At 54.9% G+C, this 18,001-nt stretch carries 14 protein-coding genes; 6 read left to right on the top strand and 8 right to left on the bottom strand.

Features of this window, described 5'->3' with window-relative positions; all coding sequences use genetic code 11:
- Positions 1-25: 25 nt before the first annotated feature.
- The 7 genes from SH139x_RS17525 to SH139x_RS17555 all read right to left on the bottom strand — a co-directional run bounded on the left by SH139x_RS17525 (position 26) and on the right by SH139x_RS17555 (position 10,224).
- The gene (locus tag SH139x_RS17525) at positions 26-346 is read right to left on the bottom strand and encodes a competence type IV pilus major pilin ComGC (protein WP_488351069.1); all 321 of its coding nucleotides are present in this window, start codon (positions 344-346) and stop codon (positions 26-28) included.
- Positions 347-622: 276 nt separating this feature from the next.
- The gene (locus SH139x_RS17530) at positions 623-1,768 is read right to left on the bottom strand and encodes a type II secretion system F family protein (RefSeq protein WP_488351070.1); all 1,146 of its coding nucleotides are present in this window, start codon (positions 1,766-1,768) and stop codon (positions 623-625) included.
- 29 nt (positions 1,769-1,797) lie between these two features.
- A complete protein-coding gene (locus SH139x_RS17535; protein WP_488351071.1) occupies positions 1,798-3,483 on the bottom strand; it encodes a GspE/PulE family protein in 1,686 nt (561 codons plus the stop codon).
- A complete protein-coding gene (locus SH139x_RS17540; RefSeq protein ID WP_488351072.1) occupies positions 3,480-3,890 on the bottom strand; it encodes a response regulator in 411 nt (136 codons plus the stop codon). Before SH139x_RS17540 ends, SH139x_RS17535 begins: the two co-directional genes overlap by 4 nt.
- A 144-nt stretch (positions 3,891-4,034) precedes the next feature.
- Positions 4,035-7,778: a proline dehydrogenase family protein gene (locus SH139x_RS17545; RefSeq protein WP_488351073.1), complete on the bottom strand. Its 3,744-nt coding sequence runs from the start codon at positions 7,776-7,778 to the stop codon at positions 4,035-4,037.
- Positions 7,779-7,948: 170 nt separating this feature from the next.
- Entirely contained in the window at positions 7,949-9,631 is a 1,683-nt protein-coding gene (locus SH139x_RS17550; protein WP_488351074.1) for a phytoene desaturase family protein, read from the bottom strand.
- 290 nt (positions 9,632-9,921) lie between these two features.
- Positions 9,922-10,224, bottom strand: a complete 303-nt coding sequence (locus SH139x_RS17555; RefSeq protein WP_488351075.1) for a hypothetical protein — start codon at positions 10,222-10,224, stop codon at positions 9,922-9,924.
- A gap of 347 nt (positions 10,225-10,571) precedes the next feature.
- Here SH139x_RS17555 and SH139x_RS17560 point away from each other — a divergent pair, with 347 nt between their 5' ends.
- From SH139x_RS17560 to SH139x_RS17585, 6 genes are all read left to right on the top strand, one after another.
- Positions 10,572-11,498, top strand: a complete 927-nt coding sequence (locus tag SH139x_RS17560) for a DUF1559 family PulG-like putative transporter (RefSeq protein WP_488351076.1) — start codon at positions 10,572-10,574, stop codon at positions 11,496-11,498.
- Positions 11,499-11,884: 386 nt separating this feature from the next.
- Positions 11,885-12,892, top strand: coding sequence for a deoxyhypusine synthase family protein (locus SH139x_RS17565; RefSeq protein WP_488351077.1), 1,008 nt, complete (start codon positions 11,885-11,887; stop codon positions 12,890-12,892).
- A 139-nt stretch (positions 12,893-13,031) separates the two neighbouring features.
- Entirely contained in the window at positions 13,032-13,535 is a 504-nt protein-coding gene (locus SH139x_RS17570; protein WP_488351078.1) for a pilus assembly FimT family protein, read from the top strand.
- A gap of 2 nt (positions 13,536-13,537) precedes the next feature.
- The gene (locus SH139x_RS17575; protein WP_488351079.1) at positions 13,538-14,611 is read left to right on the top strand and encodes a PulJ/GspJ family protein; all 1,074 of its coding nucleotides are present in this window, start codon (positions 13,538-13,540) and stop codon (positions 14,609-14,611) included.
- A gap of 15 nt (positions 14,612-14,626) precedes the next feature.
- Positions 14,627-15,352, top strand: coding sequence for a hypothetical protein (locus tag SH139x_RS17580; RefSeq protein WP_488351080.1), 726 nt, complete (start codon positions 14,627-14,629; stop codon positions 15,350-15,352).
- Positions 15,349-16,626, top strand: a complete 1,278-nt coding sequence (locus SH139x_RS17585) for a hypothetical protein (RefSeq protein ID WP_488351081.1) — start codon at positions 15,349-15,351, stop codon at positions 16,624-16,626. The genes SH139x_RS17580 and SH139x_RS17585 overlap by 4 nt, the downstream gene beginning before the upstream one ends.
- Before the next feature lie 250 nt (positions 16,627-16,876).
- Here SH139x_RS17585 and SH139x_RS17590 read toward each other — a convergent pair whose 3' ends face one another.
- The gene (locus SH139x_RS17590) at positions 16,877-17,242 is read right to left on the bottom strand and encodes a GxxExxY protein (protein ID WP_488351082.1); all 366 of its coding nucleotides are present in this window, start codon (positions 17,240-17,242) and stop codon (positions 16,877-16,879) included.
- Positions 17,243-18,001 lie beyond the last annotated feature (759 nt).

Below are 18,001 nucleotides of genomic sequence, written 5' to 3' on the forward strand. Positions count from 1 at the left end.
AGCGAAGTTCAGAAAGGCAAGCTTACTACTTCGCCACAAACTGATTGCGAGTGGCGTCCCATTCGAACTTTTGGTTCATGCGGTTGTAGTGTGCGCGGTTGTTTCGAGAATCCAGATATCCGAAGCGAGCCAAGTCGGCAACACGAGTCGGCCAAGCACCACGTTCCATGTAATAGTTTTGAGCCAATCCATTAAGGCTGGCCAGCGAAGATTCATCTAGTTTGGCGTCACTCTTGGTCCGCATGGGCGCCACCGTGGAGATTGTCGCTGTGGCCACCACGGCCAAAATGATAACGGCGGCAATAATTTCAAGCAGTGAGAACGCTGAACGCTTCTTGGAACTCATCAAAAGGTCTCCTAAAACTGAATTGTGAAAAACGGAATACTGGGATGGAATGACCGGCTGGTCCGCTCGAATGCTCTCGCAGTTTACGCGTGCAGCCGAACAAATGGGCAAATTGTTTTTTCCGTTCCCTAGGCAGGACAGGTCTCCCGCTTCTGTACTGAACTCTATGTCACAATCCGAGCGATGAAGAAAAAAATCCGCCTGTTTTCTGCAAAAATCAAGCATTGCTTCTTGCGTCTCAGTAACTGAGCAACGCCGGTGATAACGCATGAACGATTATTCCATGACCTCAAACATGTGGAACATTGGCATATAGATCGACATCACGACCGTGCCAATGACGGCGGCCAAACCCAATGTCAGCACTGGTTCAATCAAAGATACCGAAGCGTCGATGCGTCGCTCGAGCTGTTGCCGCAAGTGTCTACAAGCACCCACCATGGCTTTGCCAAAGTCTCCAGATTGCTCGCCTACATTGATCAATTGGCACAGCGTGGCGGGGAACAAAGTGGGGAATCTTTCCATCTGTTTACTCAAGCGCTCGCCACGCTTAACTCCCAAACAAACTTGCGTCACCGCCGCCTTGACAGAGCGGTTGCGAACGCCAGCGACCGAGGCCTCGACCGCTTCCACGGGGGTAAACCCAGATTCGATCATCGACATCATCGAATCGGCAAACTGCAAGGCTGCCGCGTCACGAATCCAGCCACCAAAGATTGGTATTTTCAGCACCGCCCCGTCAATCAATAACTTGCCCTTGGGCTTGGCTCGTAACAGATAAAAGGCGATTACGCTGGCGATCAATACACAAATTGCTGCGGGACCGTAGGCGAAGATGCCACGGCTAACTGCCGAGACAACCCGCGTTACCATCGGCAAAGCCACTCCGCTGCCGGCGAACACCGTTTCAAACTCCGGCACGACGTAGGTGATCATAAAAGTCACCAAGCCAAACCCGGCAAACATAATCAACGCTGGATAACTTAATTTCTTGATGATTTTCCGCCGCGTAGCTACGGAACGCTCTAAACCTTGGCAAAATTGCTCTAAGGAACGCTGCAGCGCGCCGGTTCTTTCACCAATCCGAATCTGTTGGATCTGGACTGTTGTAAAGGTGCGGGGAAACATCGCCATCGCAGCGCTTAATGATCCACCTTGCTGCACCGACTTGCCTAATTGCCTCAGCAATGGATTCCAACGCTTGGCCGCTCGATCTTCGCAAAGTGCATTAAGCGCCTTGGGTAGGGAAAGGCCGTTCTGCAGCAGCATCAGCAGCAACCGCATCAAGTCGGCCAATTTGGCGGGGGGAATACGCAAATCGGCTGGCGTGTTTCCCCGGCCCACCTCGAACGCCTGCAGCCATCGAACTCCATCAGCGGCGATGGTCAACAACGACCGGTTTCTACTTCTTGCAAACGACATCCGACTCTCTCAGGCTGACTTTTTATGAATTATGACTTGGTCTTAAAGTAAACTTCTTCCAGGGTGGTGTTTCCGGCGATCACTTGCTGCAACCCCGCTCTTGATAGTTCCACCATCCCTTGCTCGATCGACAACTCTCGCAATTTGCTGTGCGCCGCGCCGGCTTCGATGGCTCGCACGATCACATCATTCATGGTCATGATTTCAAAAATGGGCATCCGCCCGGCGAAACCCGTCCCCACACATTTACGACACCCTTGGCCCTTGTAAAACACGGTGCCCGCGGGGATGAGACCATGCGGATCGAGTGTTTCCAGCATTGCCGGGCTGGCCTCGGTTTCCTGCTTGCAGTGCTCACAGATCCTTCTTAACAACCGCTGGGCAATGCTGCCCAGCAAGGAACCGGCAATCTTGAAACTGTCAATTCCCAGGTCAGCCAAACGTTGCACAGCCCCAACCGCATCGTTCGTGTGCAACGTGCTCAACATTAAGTGACCCGTGAGCGCGGCTTGCACGGCGGTGGCGGCCGTTTCCCGGTCACGAATCTCTCCCAACATAATGACGTCGGGGTCTTGTCGCATGATATATTTCAGCGCATTGGCGAACCCCATGCCAAATTCATTGTCGCTTTGCACCTGATTGATGCCCACAATTTGATACTCGACGGGATCTTCCACGGTGACAATGTTGCGATCTTCGGAGTTCAAATATTGGAGCGCAGCATACAGCGTTGTACTCTTTCCTGACCCGGTTGGCCCGGTGACGACAAACATCCCAAACGGTCGATCCAATGCCCGCTTAATCGATGCCAGATTGACATCACTCATGCCCAAACGCTCCAGCTCAAATACTTTGGAGCCTTCCTCAAGCAATCTCAATACCAGCTTTTGTCCATCCACCGTGGGAATGTTGCTAACCCGGTAGTTGATCTTCGAGCCGTTATCGAGCACCGATAGCTGGCCGTCCTGGGGACGACGCGTCTCGGTGGTGTCCATTTCGGCCATCACCTTGATGCGGCTGACGACAGATTCCTCAATATGGTTGGGAATCGTCATCACAGGTTGCAGTTGTCCGTCAACACGATAGCGAACTCGCATCTCAGGTTTGTGCGGCTCCAAATGAATATCGCTGGCGTGCGCAGTTGCCGCGCCCGTCAAAATTGCATGCACAAGTCGCACCACGGGAGTCTCATCATCGACCAGCGTAGCCATCGTGATCGACTCTTCGCCTTGCTCGCGAAGATTGTTCAGCTCGGCCATCTTCATGTCGATGATCGTTTGACGCGCCAACGTGCGCTCGTCATACGCTCGACCAATTGCGGCCCGAATGTTCTCGCCCAAAGCAACTTCAGGTTGAATTTCATAGCCGGTCATCAATTCGGCTTCGGCGATCGCCTCGATATCATCTGGCGCGACCATCGCCAATCGCAGCTTACGACCTTGGACCCCAACCGCGACGGCTTCGTGCTGCCGCGCATAGTCCTCGGGCAACAATCGCATCACCTGGTGATCGATATTCGTCGGATCGACATCCGCGAAGGGAACCTCAAATTGGCAAGAAAGTGCTTGCCCCAGCTGTTCCGGAGAGAGCAGATCGTTCTCCAACAACCAATCGCCGATCAGCACCGATTTTGGTTTGGTCCGGAATACTTCGTCTAACTGCTCAGCCGTGACCAGGCTTTGCTCGATTAAAATATCTCCCAGTCTTCTGGTCATCGGTTCCTCTGCTTGCTTAACGTTGAGGACGACTTCAGCAATACCTGGATTTTTTCCTCCAGAGTTGTGGGGTCAAATGGTGTAACCAGATAAGCTTGTGCGCCCCCCGCAAATGCTCGCTCTACGGAGTCGAGTGTTGGATTGATGGAAAACACCAACACCGGCAGTTCCTCAGGCGTGAACTCAGTGCGCAAGCGGCTGACGTAGTCAATTCCATCGCCGTCGGGCAGCACGGAATCAATGATCAACAGATCGGGTTTCCGTATTTCAATCTGTTGCTGCGCCTCCAAAGACGAAGAGACGACTCGCAAGCTAAAACCGAGCAATTCAAGCCGGAAAGATGTTAAGTCCGCTAAAACGGCTTCGCCCTCGACCAACAACAGGTCGGCTCCGGTGGCGTTAAACATAATGCAGCACCTTGTTTCAATGGTTGCGCAACTGACCCAGGAGGAACGACCGGGAAATATCCGAGAGCCACGCAACCGCTTTGGCGTTTTCCCGACCGATCCTCAGCAAAGGTAGGTCATTGTGGTGAAATCGCAACACAATGTTTACAAGACTGGCCGTCGTATTTCGCCAGCGCGTCGCCCCAAGTTGCCGTAGCGATGATAATCGACCGAAACACTCTGCTCGGTGACATACCACAACGGTTCGACCCGCCCCAGCGCAACCGCGCGAGCTCGCAAAATCGGAATAAACGCCTGTCGACATGCGGCCAAGACTTCCTCGCCGACTTGGCCACCACCGGGCAGTCGCACGCGATCGACGTATCCGCCAAGGATCTCGGTGGCCAAGGCTGATTCGTCTTCTTCGACAAATTCGATACGACCAGCCCAAGTCGATGTCAGCTGTTCCAACAATCGGATCAGTTCGATCTGCACTCCGGGAGCGTAAGAAACCACCGGTCGCGAACCAACTGCCACGGCGGCCATCAGGGCGATCACGATATCGTCAGCGTGATCATGTTGCTGGATACGAAACCGCAGCTGTTCCACGGGGCGGAAGCGGCGGAAATTATCTTGACCGACCAGTCGCACCGTGTCGTGCTCGACTTGGAAATCTTGCTCGGCATGTTTGACAAAGTCGCCCGCCGCGAATCGCAGCCTCGTCAACACCGCTTCCACCGTGCTTTCACTCTGCGCGGCAATCTTCTCCAAGCTGGCATTGGCCTCCAGCGCTGTGATTAAACCCGCGAGCAACGCGGACGCGTCGCTTGGTTTATCCCCGGCACTCAGCAGCTGACGCGAAGCCGAATCGGGCTCCGCCGGCAAATCCTCGCTGAACTCCATCAGCGGAATCACATAGTTCGGTCCACCGGCCTTGATCCCCGAGCCCCAGGCACTTTTGGCAACGCCGCCGAACGGTTGTCGCAGCACAATCGCTCCCGTGGTGGGACGATTAATATAAAGGTTCCCAGCGCGAATCCGATTTTTCCAAATCGTCTGTTCGCGGTCATCCAAGGAATGCAAACCACTGGTCAGACCGTATCCGGTGCGGTTTACCAATTCGATCGCTTCCTCGAGCCGACGAAACTTCATCACTCCCAGCACCGGCCCGAACAACTCCGTCAGGTGCGTAAAACTATCGGGCGCAACATCCCATTTGACGCTAGGACGAACCAGACAGGGATTGTCATCAACCCGCTCGCTCATCACCAACCATTGCTCGCCATGTTCGAGTTCCTTGAGTTCTCGCAGCAGTGCGCCCTCGGGGGGCCGAATCAGCGGACCAATTTTGGTACTCAGGTCCCAAGCCGAGCCGACTCGTAAGCTTTGCACCGCGTCAGACAGCGATTCGCGAAACTCGGGATCCTCGTAGACTTCTTCTTCTAACAGCAACAGTGAAGTCGCGCTGCATTTCTGGCCGCTATGGCTAAACGCGCCGTGTAGGATGTGTTTAATGGCCAGCTCACGATCCGAGAGGGCTGTCACGATGGTAGCGTTTTTACCGCCCGTCTCCGCCACCAGGTCTAAATCGGGGCGAGCACTCAGCATCCGCACCGCGGTCTCTGTGCCGCCAGTTAGAATCACCACATCGACCTGCTCGTGAGTGACCAAACGCTGGCCGGCGGTGGATCCACGGCAGGGGAGCAGTTGTAACGCTTCGCGAGGCACGCCGGCATCCCAAAAACACTGGCAAATGGCAGCAGCCGGCAATACCGTATCGCTGGCCGGTTTTAAGATCACGGTGTTACCCGCAGCCAGTCCGGCGGCAACGCCACCGCAGGGAATGGCGATGGGGAAATTCCAAGGGCTGACGACCGCCACCACCCCGCGTCCTTTGGCCTGTAAATGAGGTTCAGCCGCTAATTGAGTCGCGGAAAGCGGGTAGAACTCGGTAAAATCAATGGCTTCGCTGACTTCGGGATCGGCCTCCTGAATCGTTTTTCCACCGTCGGCAATTGAGGCACCGATGATGTCGCCTCGTCGTTCTCGCATCAGTTGAGCGGCGCGGCGAAGCAGCGAATGGCGTTCCGCAAACGTTTTCTGCCGCCAACCCGCCGGGTCGGCCTGGGCACACGCCACCGCTGTGTCGACATCCCCTTCCGACGCTTCGACATACCGACAAACGGCCACGCCGGGGCGCGAAGGATCGGTCGATACTTGTACCGGACTCTCACCTGTGACTTCTTTCCCAGCGACGAACAAAGGTACGAAGGAGGCGGACTCGCCGCAACGATTGATCCATGTTTTGATAATCTGCTCGGCCCACTCGGCGTTGTGAGGGAGGGACCAATCGGTGTCAGGTTCGTTGACAAACGCTTCCCAACGCTCCGCCGACGGTGGTTGCACAGGGGGCACGTTACGATTCTGAGTTCGCCGCGGAGCATCAGCGACGGTGTCGATCAACTCAGCCGAGCGGCGAAATCCGGCGGCCAAGGTGGCAAACTCTTGCCCTTGAGGATCGAGCCGAAAAGTATGCCGCAGGAAATTCTCAGTGCCCGTGTTTTCGTCGAGTCGACGAATCAAATATCCAATCGCGTGGATAAAATCTTGTTGGCGACAGGCCGGCGCGTAAAGCAACAATTCGTTGACACACTCAAAAATGGCGCGCCGTTGGTGGTTGGCCATGCCTTCCAACATCTCGAACTGTACTCGCGAGGTTCCCAACGCGCCGCACTTGCCGGCCCACAGCATGGCCAAAGCCACGTCAAACAGATTGTGCGAAGCCACGCCGAGGTGCAGAGAATCTTTATATTCATCCTTTAATGCCTCTCGCAGCATCCGCTTGAAGTTTGCATCGGTATCGACTTTGGATTGATAGGGAGCTTGCGGCCAACCACCCACCGATGCCTCCACGCGTTCCATCTCCATGTTCGCGCCTTTGACGACGCGCACCGTCAACGGACAACACTCAATACCTTTCTGCCGCGAGACTGCCACGCGCTCCTCGGACCACTGAGCCACGTCTTGCAACACGCGGAACGAATCTGGGATGTATGCTTGCAGAGCAATACCAGCCCGCGCTCCTTCCAAACCGGGACGGTTGAGCGCGGCGATCAAAGCATCCCGGGTCAAATACATATCCCGATATTCTTCCATGTCAAGATATACGAATTTGCTGGTTTGGCTGCCGTCGGTGTTCACAAATGGTTCCCGCGCCGCCGCCCGATACAACAACTCCAGCCGGTCCGCCAGCACTGAGATCGTATGCCGTCTGCCAATCGGAGTCAGTTGCGAATAGATCGTAGAAATCTTGACCGAGATACACTCCACATCAGGTTGTTGCAGGGCCGCCAAGTAGGTATTCAAACGCCGCCGCGCTTCACGTTCGCCAATCAGCGCCTCGCCCAAGAAATTGACGTTCATCCGCACACCTTCTTGATGGCGGGCTTGCAGGTGCGGAGTCAATAAATCGGGCTCGGCCGGGAGAATGACGTTGGCCGTTTCCCGCCGCATTTTCTCTTTCACCAGCGGCACGGCAACTCCAGGCATGAATCCACCAAAGCTTTGAAAGCCACGCAACATGGTACGATCCAAACCACTGAAGAACCGTGGCACGCCTTGCAGATCGAGAATGTGTGTTAATTGATCGGCAACCCGCTGGGCAACGTCGGTGCGAAATGCTTGGTCGGTCATTTCAACCAAGGTGGCTTTGTCCTCAGGATGGCCGATCATGCGGTCCAGCTCGGCTTGCTGACGTTTCTCCTGAGGCGTCTGCAGTTGCCGAGCCCGCTCGAGTAATTGGCGAGCAATTTCAATCGCTCCCTCCACATCCGAACCGGCGGCTTCGGCCTGACGCATTAATGAACTGAGATTCAGAGCGGACGATTGATTGGGGGAAGCGGTCGACACGAAAGGCGCCTCGTTGGAGAGCTTGTGAGGGTGATCGGGAAATTGAAAAAGTAAACTGGGAACAAACTAAAACGAAGCTGGCGGCAAAGCGGCTGGCGGCTTTCGCATCATGCTGCAAACGTGGGAGTCCGTCGCCATTCTAGCTGCCCAGCTAGTCTCGCCGGGGCGAATCATCCGATCCCCAATTCATCAAAAATACGCCGGGCCGCATTGTGTCCCGGAATGCCGCTGACCGCCCCGCCCCGCTGGGCCGAAGAACCAGCCAGGAAAATGCCTGGACAATTGGTTTCCACGCCCCAACGATCTGCCGCAACGTCAACTTGGCTTCCGTTCTCGGAGATTTGATCACGAAAAAACCAACTCGGCGCGTTGTGAAAAATATTTCCCTGGTCGAGTCCCAACTCGGCTTCCAAATCGAGTGGCGTTTTGATCTCCAAGCAGCCCCTTCCGCTTGCATCACAGGCTAAACAATCGAGGAATGGTTCTTCGCAAAGTTCATCAAGTGCCTGCAGATATCGCTCCAAGACCTGTTGCCGTTTGACGTCGTTGTTCTGTTGAAACAACCGATACGGCATATCGAGACCGAACAAAGTCAACGTCTGATAACCGGCGGCACGGAGTTCGGGCGAAAGTATCGTATCGTCGGTCAAAGTGTGACAATACATCTCAAATGGTGGCTTGGCAGGCAATTCACCAGCATCCGCTTGGCGATACGAAGCGATCATCTGCTGGTAACTTTCGTTGACGTGAAACGAGCCGGTAAAAGCGTCGGGTGGAGAAACTCCGCCTGCTTTCAAGCGGGGCAGTCGAGCCAACAGCATGTTGACTTTGACAACACTCCCTTCGTCGTCCACGGACGGCTGCCGGCTCTGCCCAGTCAATTGCTGGAAAACGCTGGGGGCCGCATTCACGAGCACGAAGCGGGCATTGCAAGCCAACTGCCGATCCTCATATCGGTAATGAACCGAGTACTCATTGCCCTCCGGCACAATTTGCTCGCCAGTGGCACGCGTCAGCCAACGCACGCCACGCCGAACGGCAACCTCGGAAAGGGCATTGACCAATGCCTGCATACCGCCGACTGGAACGGCCCAATTGCCATCGCCGCCCCCGACCACGTGATACAGGAAACAACGATTCTGCAGCAAGGAGCGATCGTGGGGATGCGTGTGCACACCGATTTTGCCATCGGTCATCAACAACCCACGCAGCGCGTCGTGTTGGACAAAGTGCTCAATCGCTTCGCCCAACGGACGCTCGACAAACCACTCCCAAGCCGCCCGCTCGACCGCCGAGGAGAGGCGGTGCCGCATTTGATCGCGCGTCAACAGCGGCTGCAACAACGTGGGCCACATGACATTTGCGATGGCCCGACAGTGTTCACCGAATTGCTGATAGCCCTGCCACTCCGCATCCCCGCCCCCCAGCTCGGCGATGGTGGCGGCGTTGCTCTCCGGCGAATCATTGCTGATCGCAAATCCTCGCGGACGCCCGCCGGCATCCGCCCAAGCCGTATACGAGGCAATCCGCCGCGGCTTGGTGCGAAAATCAATTTTCAAATCGCGGGCAATTTGCGGGGGGAAGAGTGAAACCAAGTAAGAGTAGCGTGACAACCGAGCATCGAAATCGGGAAACAGTCGCACCGATTGAGTCGCTCCCCCCAACTCAGCCCCCCGCTCCAAGATCAACACACTCAGACCGGCCGCCGCCAAATAGTTTGCTGCCACCAGGCCATTGTGACCTCCTCCCACAATCACCACGTCATAACGCTCGCCGCTGGCCGCATGGCTGGCATCGGTCAACCGCCCTGGCTCCGGCCAGTTATCGCTGTGCTCCGCAGATTTGCTATTCATTGCCGGCTTGCCGAGGTGGTTCAGGCTAAGGGGACCCAATGCTTCGATTCGTGCAAAGCGAACGTTAATCCTTGCCAGCCAAATCGTCCAGCGGCCGGTACAGAGCAAGCTCAGATGGCGGGGAGCGGCAGCGGAAACTGCAAAAAACACAGTCTTTTCTGGGGCGTGGGGATTTCTTTGAGGTCTCCGAGCATCTATAGTGAACACATAGTACCAATCAATCGCTGCTCTTCATTTGAGTGCGTGCCGGGGTTTTGCAGCCCTCTAAATTACTAGGCCTACGGATTTCTTTACCTTTCATGCGTGTTGCGACTGCTCATCTTGCTTTGCTCGCTTACCTGCTCGGCGGTCTCGTCGTGCCAGCACTGCATGATTGCGCAGGGCATCAAGCGGCAGGGCAACATGCTGGCGACGTTGATCAGCGTGCGGCGCGGTCTTGTGCCGGACACAGTCACATTGGCGAGGCAAGCGGAGCTGCAAGTGATCATCACACCCGGAGCGACGACGATCGCGACTTGGCCTCGCCATACCCGACGGAGAGTCTCAAGCGAACACTGAGGGGTGATCAGCGGGGTGAATGGTGCAGTGGACATACACCCCATTCCGATCTTGCGCACCCCTGCTTGGCGTGTTTGTTTAACACGTTCGACGAGTTAGCAACCGTTAGCTCGCCGCAGCAAGTCATTGCACAAAAGCTTTCCGTTCTCATCCCCTTAGCCGTTTCTCGGCTAACGCCTGGTCCAAGCACGCTTTCGATTTCTCCCCGCGGCCCGCCGGCTCACAGGCGGCTTGTTTAAGTTGACTCTCAGTAACTTGTGAGACCTGTTCGCGCACCATCAATCGCGAATCGGCTTTGCTGCTTAGGCGACTTTAACGGCCCACGCATTGTGTTGTCAGCAAAATCTCTTGAGTCGTGCCTATCAGGGCTGTGAGTAATCATATGAATGCAAAAAAATCGAAATCGTCCGGCTTTACGTTGGTCGAATTACTAGTTGTGATCGCTATTATCGGCATCTTAGTTGGGTTGTTGCTGCCAGCGGTGCAGGCGGCTCGCGAAGCCGCGCGGCGGATGAGTTGTCAAAACAACTTGCATCAAATCGGCATTGCCATCCACAACTATCATAGCACTCACGACCGCTTTCCTTACGGTTGGGTCGCCAGCAATGATCATGACGAACCGGGGTGGGGCTGGGCCAAAGCGTTGCTGCCATTCATGGAACAAGACAACATTGACAATCAGATCGATGCGCGGCTACCGATCGAAGCGGACATTCACGCCCCGATTCGCGTGCTCTCGGTCAGCAATTTTGTCTGCCCCAGCGACGTCGGCCCGCTGCTGTTTTTGATCGCCGAATCCGACGGCCATCACCACCTCCGCGATAACGGCGGAGACGGAGATGACGATGATGACGATCACGGACCGGAGCATGCCGACGAGGGGCTGCCCAAACTGTTCGAGATGGCCAAAGCCAATTACGTCGGCGTGTTCGGAACGCAAGATATCCACGACGCGCCTTATAACGGTAACGGTTTGTTCTTCGGTAACAGCCGCATGAAAATCAGGGACGTCCGCGATGGCACAAGCCAAACCCTGATGGTTGGAGAACGCAGCAGTCGCTTGGGCGGATCGATTTGGCACGGAGTGATCCACGAAGCTAATTTGGCTGAAGCACGCATCCTGGGTGCTGCCGACCATGTGCCCAATGACCCGATTGGACACTTCGAGGACTTCAGCAGCTACCACAACGGCGTCACTGGATTCGTGATGGCAGACGGTTCGGTGCGACATCTGCCCGACACCATCGACCTGACCGTTTTCCAAGCCCTGGCAACCCGCAGCCGTGGCGAAGTCGTGAATCTGCCATAACTGGTCCCCACCACTTTCGCGACTCGCGGTGGTTGCGGTATTCTCGGCATCCGGATAACCAGCTCAGCGGGAGTCTGGTTTGACCTGCGGCAGAGGATTTGCGCAATGAATAGCGATCACCAGCAGAGAGATTTGGCAACGGGACCAATTAGCTCGGGACCAATTAGCTCGGGACCCAGCAGCTCGGGACCCAGCAGCTCGGGACCCAGCAGCTCGGGGCCCAGCAGCTCGAATTCCGGGGGTACCAACCATCCACGCTCCATTCCCGGAGACCTTGGGTTTGGAATTTGCCCGGTCTGCGCCGGTGGGTTGATCGAAATTCGCGGCAAACTGCAGTGCGGTCGTTGTCACACCATTTGCGAAACTTGCTGCGAAGGAGGCCCAGGATGAGCCGCTCAGATCTGCCCCACAATGCTTTTGCCGGAAAACAGCCCAGCATGGCTGCCTTCATGCATCAGCACTTCCGCCACTTTAACGCTCGTGAAACCGTGGCCGCCGCCAGTGCCTATCGCAAATTCATTGACGATGGCGGCAAAATGATGGTCACCTTGGCCGGTGCGATGAGTACCGCCGAGCTGGGGATTTCGCTGGCTGAAATGATTCGTGGAGGCTTGGTACACGCGATCAGCTGCACGGCGGCAAATTTGGAAGAAGACATTTTCAACCTGATGGCTCACGACGAATATCGCATCGTCGAAGATTGGCGAGCTTTGTCGGTCGCCGACGAAGTCAACCTACTCGAGCAAGGCTTCAATCGCGTCACCGATACCTGCATCCCGGAAACCGTGATGCGAAACATCGAGCATCGCTTGTTGCGACTTTGGCAACAAGCGGCCGATTCGGGGACGGCGAAAACTCCCGCGGAGTTTATCTTCGACTTGCTTGACGATCCCACCCTGGCCGAACACTTCCAAGTTCCGCCTGAGCATTCCTGGATGTTAGCGGCGAAACAGGCTGGCATTCCCGTGTATGTTCCCGGGTTCGAAGATTCGACCTTGGGTAATATTTTTGCCGCCCGCGTTTATGAGGGTGTGGTCTCTTCACACAGTGCTTACCTCAGCGGCACGGCACAAATGGAACGTCTAGTCCGCTGGTATGAGGCGACGCAGGTGGACAGCCCGATCGGATTCTTTCAAATCGGCGGTGGGATCGCCGGCGATTTTGCGATCTGTGCCGTCCCGCTAATGATCCAAGATTTGAAAAAGGACATCAGGCTGTGGAGCTACTTTTGCCAAATCAGCGACGCGGCTACCAGTTACGGTGGTTACAGCGGTGCCGTTCCTAACGAAAAAATCACTTGGTGCAAATTGGCCGCTGATACTCCCAAGTTTATGATTCAAAGCGATGCTTCCATTGTGGCGCCGATGATGTTCGCCTATCTCCTAGGCTGGTGACGTAGCTTCAGCACAGCATGGTGCCACAGGGAAACCAGGCGAGCCCGCGGGAGTGAGAAAGACACGTTGTTTTTCTCTCGCGCGGAAAAAACGACGTAAGTTTGAGCGATAGCGTTCCTTACCGTCGCCTGGCAAAACGATGCTCACCCTGAAATCGCCGATTCGACACCATCGCGATCGCGGTGGTGTCACCATGCTCGATATGGTACTGACGATCACCTTAATGGGGATTGCGGCGGCGATCAGCGTGCCCCGGCTCGGCGAATCAGTCAGTCGAATGCGTCTGCGGTCGGCGGCGGCCACCGTCGTTGCCGATTTTGAGTACTTGCGTCGCCAGGCAATCGTCCAGGGCCGCAATGTGGTCACCAACATCGATCTGGCCACCAACACAATTTCCTCTCCCGACGCGCCGCTGCCGGGGCGTCCCTTGCTGGCTTACAGCCGCAACCTGGCTGAACAAATGGGTGTCACGGCAATGCTGTTCCCAGAAGACCACTCCGCATCGATTACGTTTGATCGCCGGGGAGAGATCTGGGATTCCAGCGGGCTGCTCCAGCGGTGGGTACTTGCGCTGCGAGTTGGAAATCAGACCGCTGAGGTAATGATCACGCCAACGACCATTACCAGCCAACTGGGATCCTAACAATGCGTCGACGGCACCACGGTTTTTCCACGGCCGAAACTTTGGTTGCCCTGGCATCCTCAGCCGTGCTGATGATGGGGCTGGCATCGGCAATTTTCGTCGCCGGCCAATCGATCGAACTCGTCAGCCAACCGGCGTTTGAGGTCAGCTTGGTCGGCAACCCGTTGGCTGAATTGCGGGACAACATCCAAGAAGCGATCGCCATCGATGCGATCAATGATGCTTTGGTGCTCACCGTGCCCGATCGTTACGGCGATCAATTACCAGAGACCATCGAGTATGTCATCACCGACAATCAACTGCTCGAAAGTATTAACGGGGGCGCAACGAGGGTTATTGCTTCTGACATTAACATCATGGAATTAAAGACAATCCTTTTCGGCGAACCACCACCAGGCAATGCTGGCTCCGCCTCGGCGAGTGCCAGCCAATCGCCGATGGCCACGCAAGTGGGCCTGCACGGCACCAGCGGCAGTTCGGTCAGCGATGACAATGAAATCGAAGTTCCTCTCCCAGCCGGAGTTCAAACCGGTGATCTAATCGTCTTGATGCTGGCAGTCCAAGGCACCGATGTCGAGCAGCCAACGGCACCGGCCGGTTGGAACCTAATCGAGTCTACGAACGAAGAACATGCCTATTTCTCTTGCTGGTATCGCCTCCACACCGCTGGTGATTCATCCGTCACGCTAACCTGGACGGAGGAACGTGCGGCGATCGCCTGGACCCTGGCCTGCACCGACATGCTACCGAACATCCCCGACAAGGGCTCCAGCGCTGGCTTCTTTTTCAGTGGTGGTGGAGCGCCTGGTCCGGCCGCCGAATCGATATCCGCTAGTTCTTCCGGCAGCCTCGTTATTCAAACGGTCGTCACGCAAGCCAACGTGCTGTCTAACTTTTACTCAGGACTCACCGGATTCGCTGATGTGGTGCTGCTGCAACATGAAGATTTACAAGTCTCCTGCAGCGTTAAGCATTTAGGAGAAAGCACCGGCACCAACCACAGTGACACCTTTTACATTTTCAATGGCTCCGATATTCCTTATATCACTTTTGGCGCACTGCTAAGTTTGCCGTAATTCCCCCCGCGCACAATGAAACGTAGAAACACTCCGCCGAAATCAGCCAAGCATTCAACGATCAAGCGTGTCCGTTCGCTGGGAGTAAAAACTCCCGCTCTTCGGCGGCGAGACATCCATGTGGCCCACACGTGCGCGGGAACAACGCTGGTGGAGGTGGTCGTCAGCACTTTACTGGTCGGGATCGTCCTGTTCACCTCACTGCGGGCGTCGACCGTTTTGCATACCTCACGCCGCAGCAACGAAGACCAAGTATTAATCGAAGCGGAGGCTCTGCGATTACTAGAAGAGATCTCAGGATTAGCATATGAAGAGCCCGATCTAGCGGAAAACGATCCTCGCGAAATCGGACGGGATCCAGGTGAAGGTCCTAATTCACGGGATAGATGGGACGATATCGATGACGCAGATGGATATTCCGTCTCCAGGCTGCGAACGCGAGAGCGAAACCCGCTTCCTGGAAGCCGCGTCTATAGTTGCGCGATCAGCGTGGTTTGGCTCTCCGCGGACCGTACCCAAACGGTGAGTGAGGAGTCTGGCCTCAAGCAAGTGATCATTACGCTCACCGACCAAAACAACCAGCAAGCGACAGCCACCGGGTTGTTCTCCAGATTCCAACCAGTCCCCGAAAATTGGACAGCCGGTTACACCATTACCACATCCACCTCCTCCGGTAGCACGTCGTCCATGATGGCAACGCCACGCAACCGAACCAACGGCCCTGAGGACATTGAACTGTGAAGGTGCTAATGAAACACCCCGGCATGCGCGGCCGTCGCGGATCGCTATACATCGCGGTATTAATGACTACCGTGATAGTATCAGTCGCTACGCTGGCCGGGTTGATCGTTTTCGACGTGCGGACGTCTACGACTGCCGATGGTATTGATGCTTGGCGAGCACGTTCCATTGCAGACTCCGCCATCGCCGCAGCGCTCGCCGAGCTAAACGCCGACCCAGACTGGCAAACCAACTACCAGCACGGCGTGCCAACACAACCGGCATCCTGGATGGAGGGTCAGTTCCGCTATATGCTCACCAATCAAGCCGCAGATCTTGAAAACCTGGGCGACGGCCAGTTCACGTTGACCGCCTTTGGCAGTTCCGGACGAGCCAATGCCGCCAAACAAATTACCCTCGCGGCCAAAATGACGCCGGTTGAGAGCCTTGACAAAGCAATCTACGTCAGCAACGACCTGGAGGTGAATGGCGGATCTCTAGGCTCGATTTCCACCGATGGCAAACTACGTGTCCAAGACGAAATCACCAGCGGTGCGGATCGTATTTTTGCCGAAGAGATCCAGCAAACGGGCGAGCCCGATCCGCTCGGCGGAACGGCTACCAGCAATTGGTACGACTATTACGTCAACAATGGCACGGAGATACCTAGAAGCGTTTTGCCGCGTGAACGGTTGTTGGGTCTGATTACCGTCGGCCATCGGTTAGAGAACATCGTCCTCAGTGCTAACCACAACCCGTTCGGTGCCGCCAACCCCAACGGCATTTATTACATCCGTGGGGACGGGCTTTATGTCGACATTCGAGACTGTCGGATCTCAGCCACTCTGGTGCTGCTGGACGTCGGATGGTTCAGCAGTCTGCGAGGAAATCTTCACATGGCCCCGCACAACCCTGATCTGCCCGCCTTGATGGTCGATGGCGCCATTAATCATCGCGCGTTGGCGGGAACTCTGAGTGAAGCGGCCCTGGGGGTCAACTTCAATCCCGCTCATACGCCATACCGAGGACAAGCTGACACGACCCTTACCGGCGAATATCCCTCTCGGATTGAAGGCATCGTGTACACCGATCGCAACTACGTCGTCCACGCGGGCTCCAGTATGCCCATTTCTGGAAAATTGATCGTCGGCGGAAGCTTAACTGTGAACAGTCCCTTAGTGGTGATTAACAGCAGCCCTTTTCTAACTCAGGCACCACCAGGCTTCCAACGTATCGATGGAATTGAGGCTAAGCCTGGAACATATCGCTCGGTCAGTTCGGACTGGTCACCCTAACCGATTTTTGGGGAACACTAATGCGCACTAATTTTCACTAATCAAGAAACTGCCGAGCCGATTAGTGTCGATCAGTGCCGATTAGTGGTTCACTTCCCTCAGACGACGCTTCACCTTTGTCACGGCTCTACCAACTCGGATTGGTCGAGCGGTTAAACGATTCAAACCACAAAATTGCACCAACCGACACAAGCGGCATGATTGTCGTCCCTAATAGAGTCGTTTGGTTGGCGATTATGGTAACGTCGAACTAGATGATGATGCGTTTCCATTCGAGCTTAGTTGCGTTTCCATAGTTGATCAAATAGCCAACTCGCATCTTACTGATCCGCATATAGTTGAAAAGTTGAGCTTCGTGCTCCGGGGCGAGTGCCTTGGCGGCTTTTAGTTCGACGACGATCCCGTCGTAGGCCAACAGATCAGGACGATAAAAGGTGCTTAGTAGATGGTTCTTGTACGAAACCGAAAGCTCGGCTTTACTCTGGAATGGGATATCTCGTAGTTTCAATTCGATCTCAAGACTTTGCTGATAAATCTCCTCCGCCATCCCGTATCCGAAAACGTTGTAAACTTCGAAAGCCGCTCCCATAAGAGCGTACCCTTCTTGCTTAAACATTTTCGTTCTCCAGGGAATATCTGAGCACACTAGTTAACACACTTAACAACATAGCTTTTACTTAGTGCCAATTAGTGGTCAGATCCACTCAAATGATGAGTCGTCTTTGGCACGGTTTTGGCCACTCACCTAGACGATTAAAAATAATATTTTCAAGCACTTTTAAGATTTTTCGGAGAACACTAATGTGCACCAATTTTCACTAATGAAGGGCCTGCTGAGCCGATTAGTGTCAATTAGTGCCGATTAGTGTTCCACTTCACCCTTCCAGCTGTTTGCCAAGCGGATTTAATTGAGTAGATACACAATTCGGATCGTTCTCCTAGACCGCTTCTCAGGGCATTTTTGGGAACACTAATCTGCACTAATTTTCACTAATCAAGAACCTGCTGAGCCGATTAGTGTCAATTAGTGCCGATTAGTGTTCCACTTCACCTTTCCAGTTGTTCGCCAAGCGGATTTAATTGACTAGACACACAATTCGGATCGTTCTCCCAAACCGCTTCTCAGGGCATTTTTTGGAACACTAATGTGCACTAATTTTCACTAATGAAGGGCCTGCTGAGCCGATTAGTGTCGATCAGTGCCGATTAGTGTTCCACTTCACCTTTCCAGTTGTTTGCCAAGCGGATTTAATTGAGTAGATACACAATTCGGATCGTTCTCCTCAACCGCTTCACAAGGCAGTTTTGGGAACACTAATCTGCACTAATTTTCACTAATCAAGAACCTGCTGAGCCGATTAGTGTCGATCAGTGC

The organism is Kothea flammea (assembly GCF_052161645.1).
Taxonomy (GTDB): domain Bacteria; phylum Planctomycetota; class Planctomycetia; order Pirellulales; family Pirellulaceae; genus Laterigemmans.

Coding starts and splice junctions, on each gene's coding strand:
- SH139x_RS17525 (WP_488351069.1), bottom strand. CDS start 346: ATGAGTTCCAAGAAGCGTTCAGCGTTCTCACTGCTTGAAATTATTGCC.
- SH139x_RS17530 (WP_488351070.1), bottom strand. CDS start 1,768: ATGTCGTTTGCAAGAAGTAGAAACCGGTCGTTGTTGACCATCGCCGCT.
- SH139x_RS17535 (WP_488351071.1), bottom strand. CDS start 3,483: ATGACCAGAAGACTGGGAGATATTTTAATCGAGCAAAGCCTGGTCACG.
- SH139x_RS17540 (WP_488351072.1), bottom strand. CDS start 3,890: ATGTTTAACGCCACCGGAGCCGACCTGTTGTTGGTCGAGGGCGAAGCC.
- SH139x_RS17550 (WP_488351074.1), bottom strand. CDS start 9,631: ATGAATAGCAAATCTGCGGAGCACAGCGATAACTGGCCGGAGCCAGGG.
- SH139x_RS17555 (WP_488351075.1), bottom strand. CDS start 10,224: ATGTCCACTGCACCATTCACCCCGCTGATCACCCCTCAGTGTTCGCTT.
- SH139x_RS17560 (WP_488351076.1), top strand. CDS start 10,572: ATGAATGCAAAAAAATCGAAATCGTCCGGCTTTACGTTGGTCGAATTA.
- SH139x_RS17565 (WP_488351077.1), top strand. CDS start 11,885: ATGAGCCGCTCAGATCTGCCCCACAATGCTTTTGCCGGAAAACAGCCC.
- SH139x_RS17570 (WP_488351078.1), top strand. CDS start 13,032: ATGCTCACCCTGAAATCGCCGATTCGACACCATCGCGATCGCGGTGGT.
- SH139x_RS17575 (WP_488351079.1), top strand. CDS start 13,538: ATGCGTCGACGGCACCACGGTTTTTCCACGGCCGAAACTTTGGTTGCC.
- SH139x_RS17580 (WP_488351080.1), top strand. CDS start 14,627: ATGAAACGTAGAAACACTCCGCCGAAATCAGCCAAGCATTCAACGATC.
- SH139x_RS17590 (WP_488351082.1), bottom strand. CDS start 17,242: ATGTTTAAGCAAGAAGGGTACGCTCTTATGGGAGCGGCTTTCGAAGTT.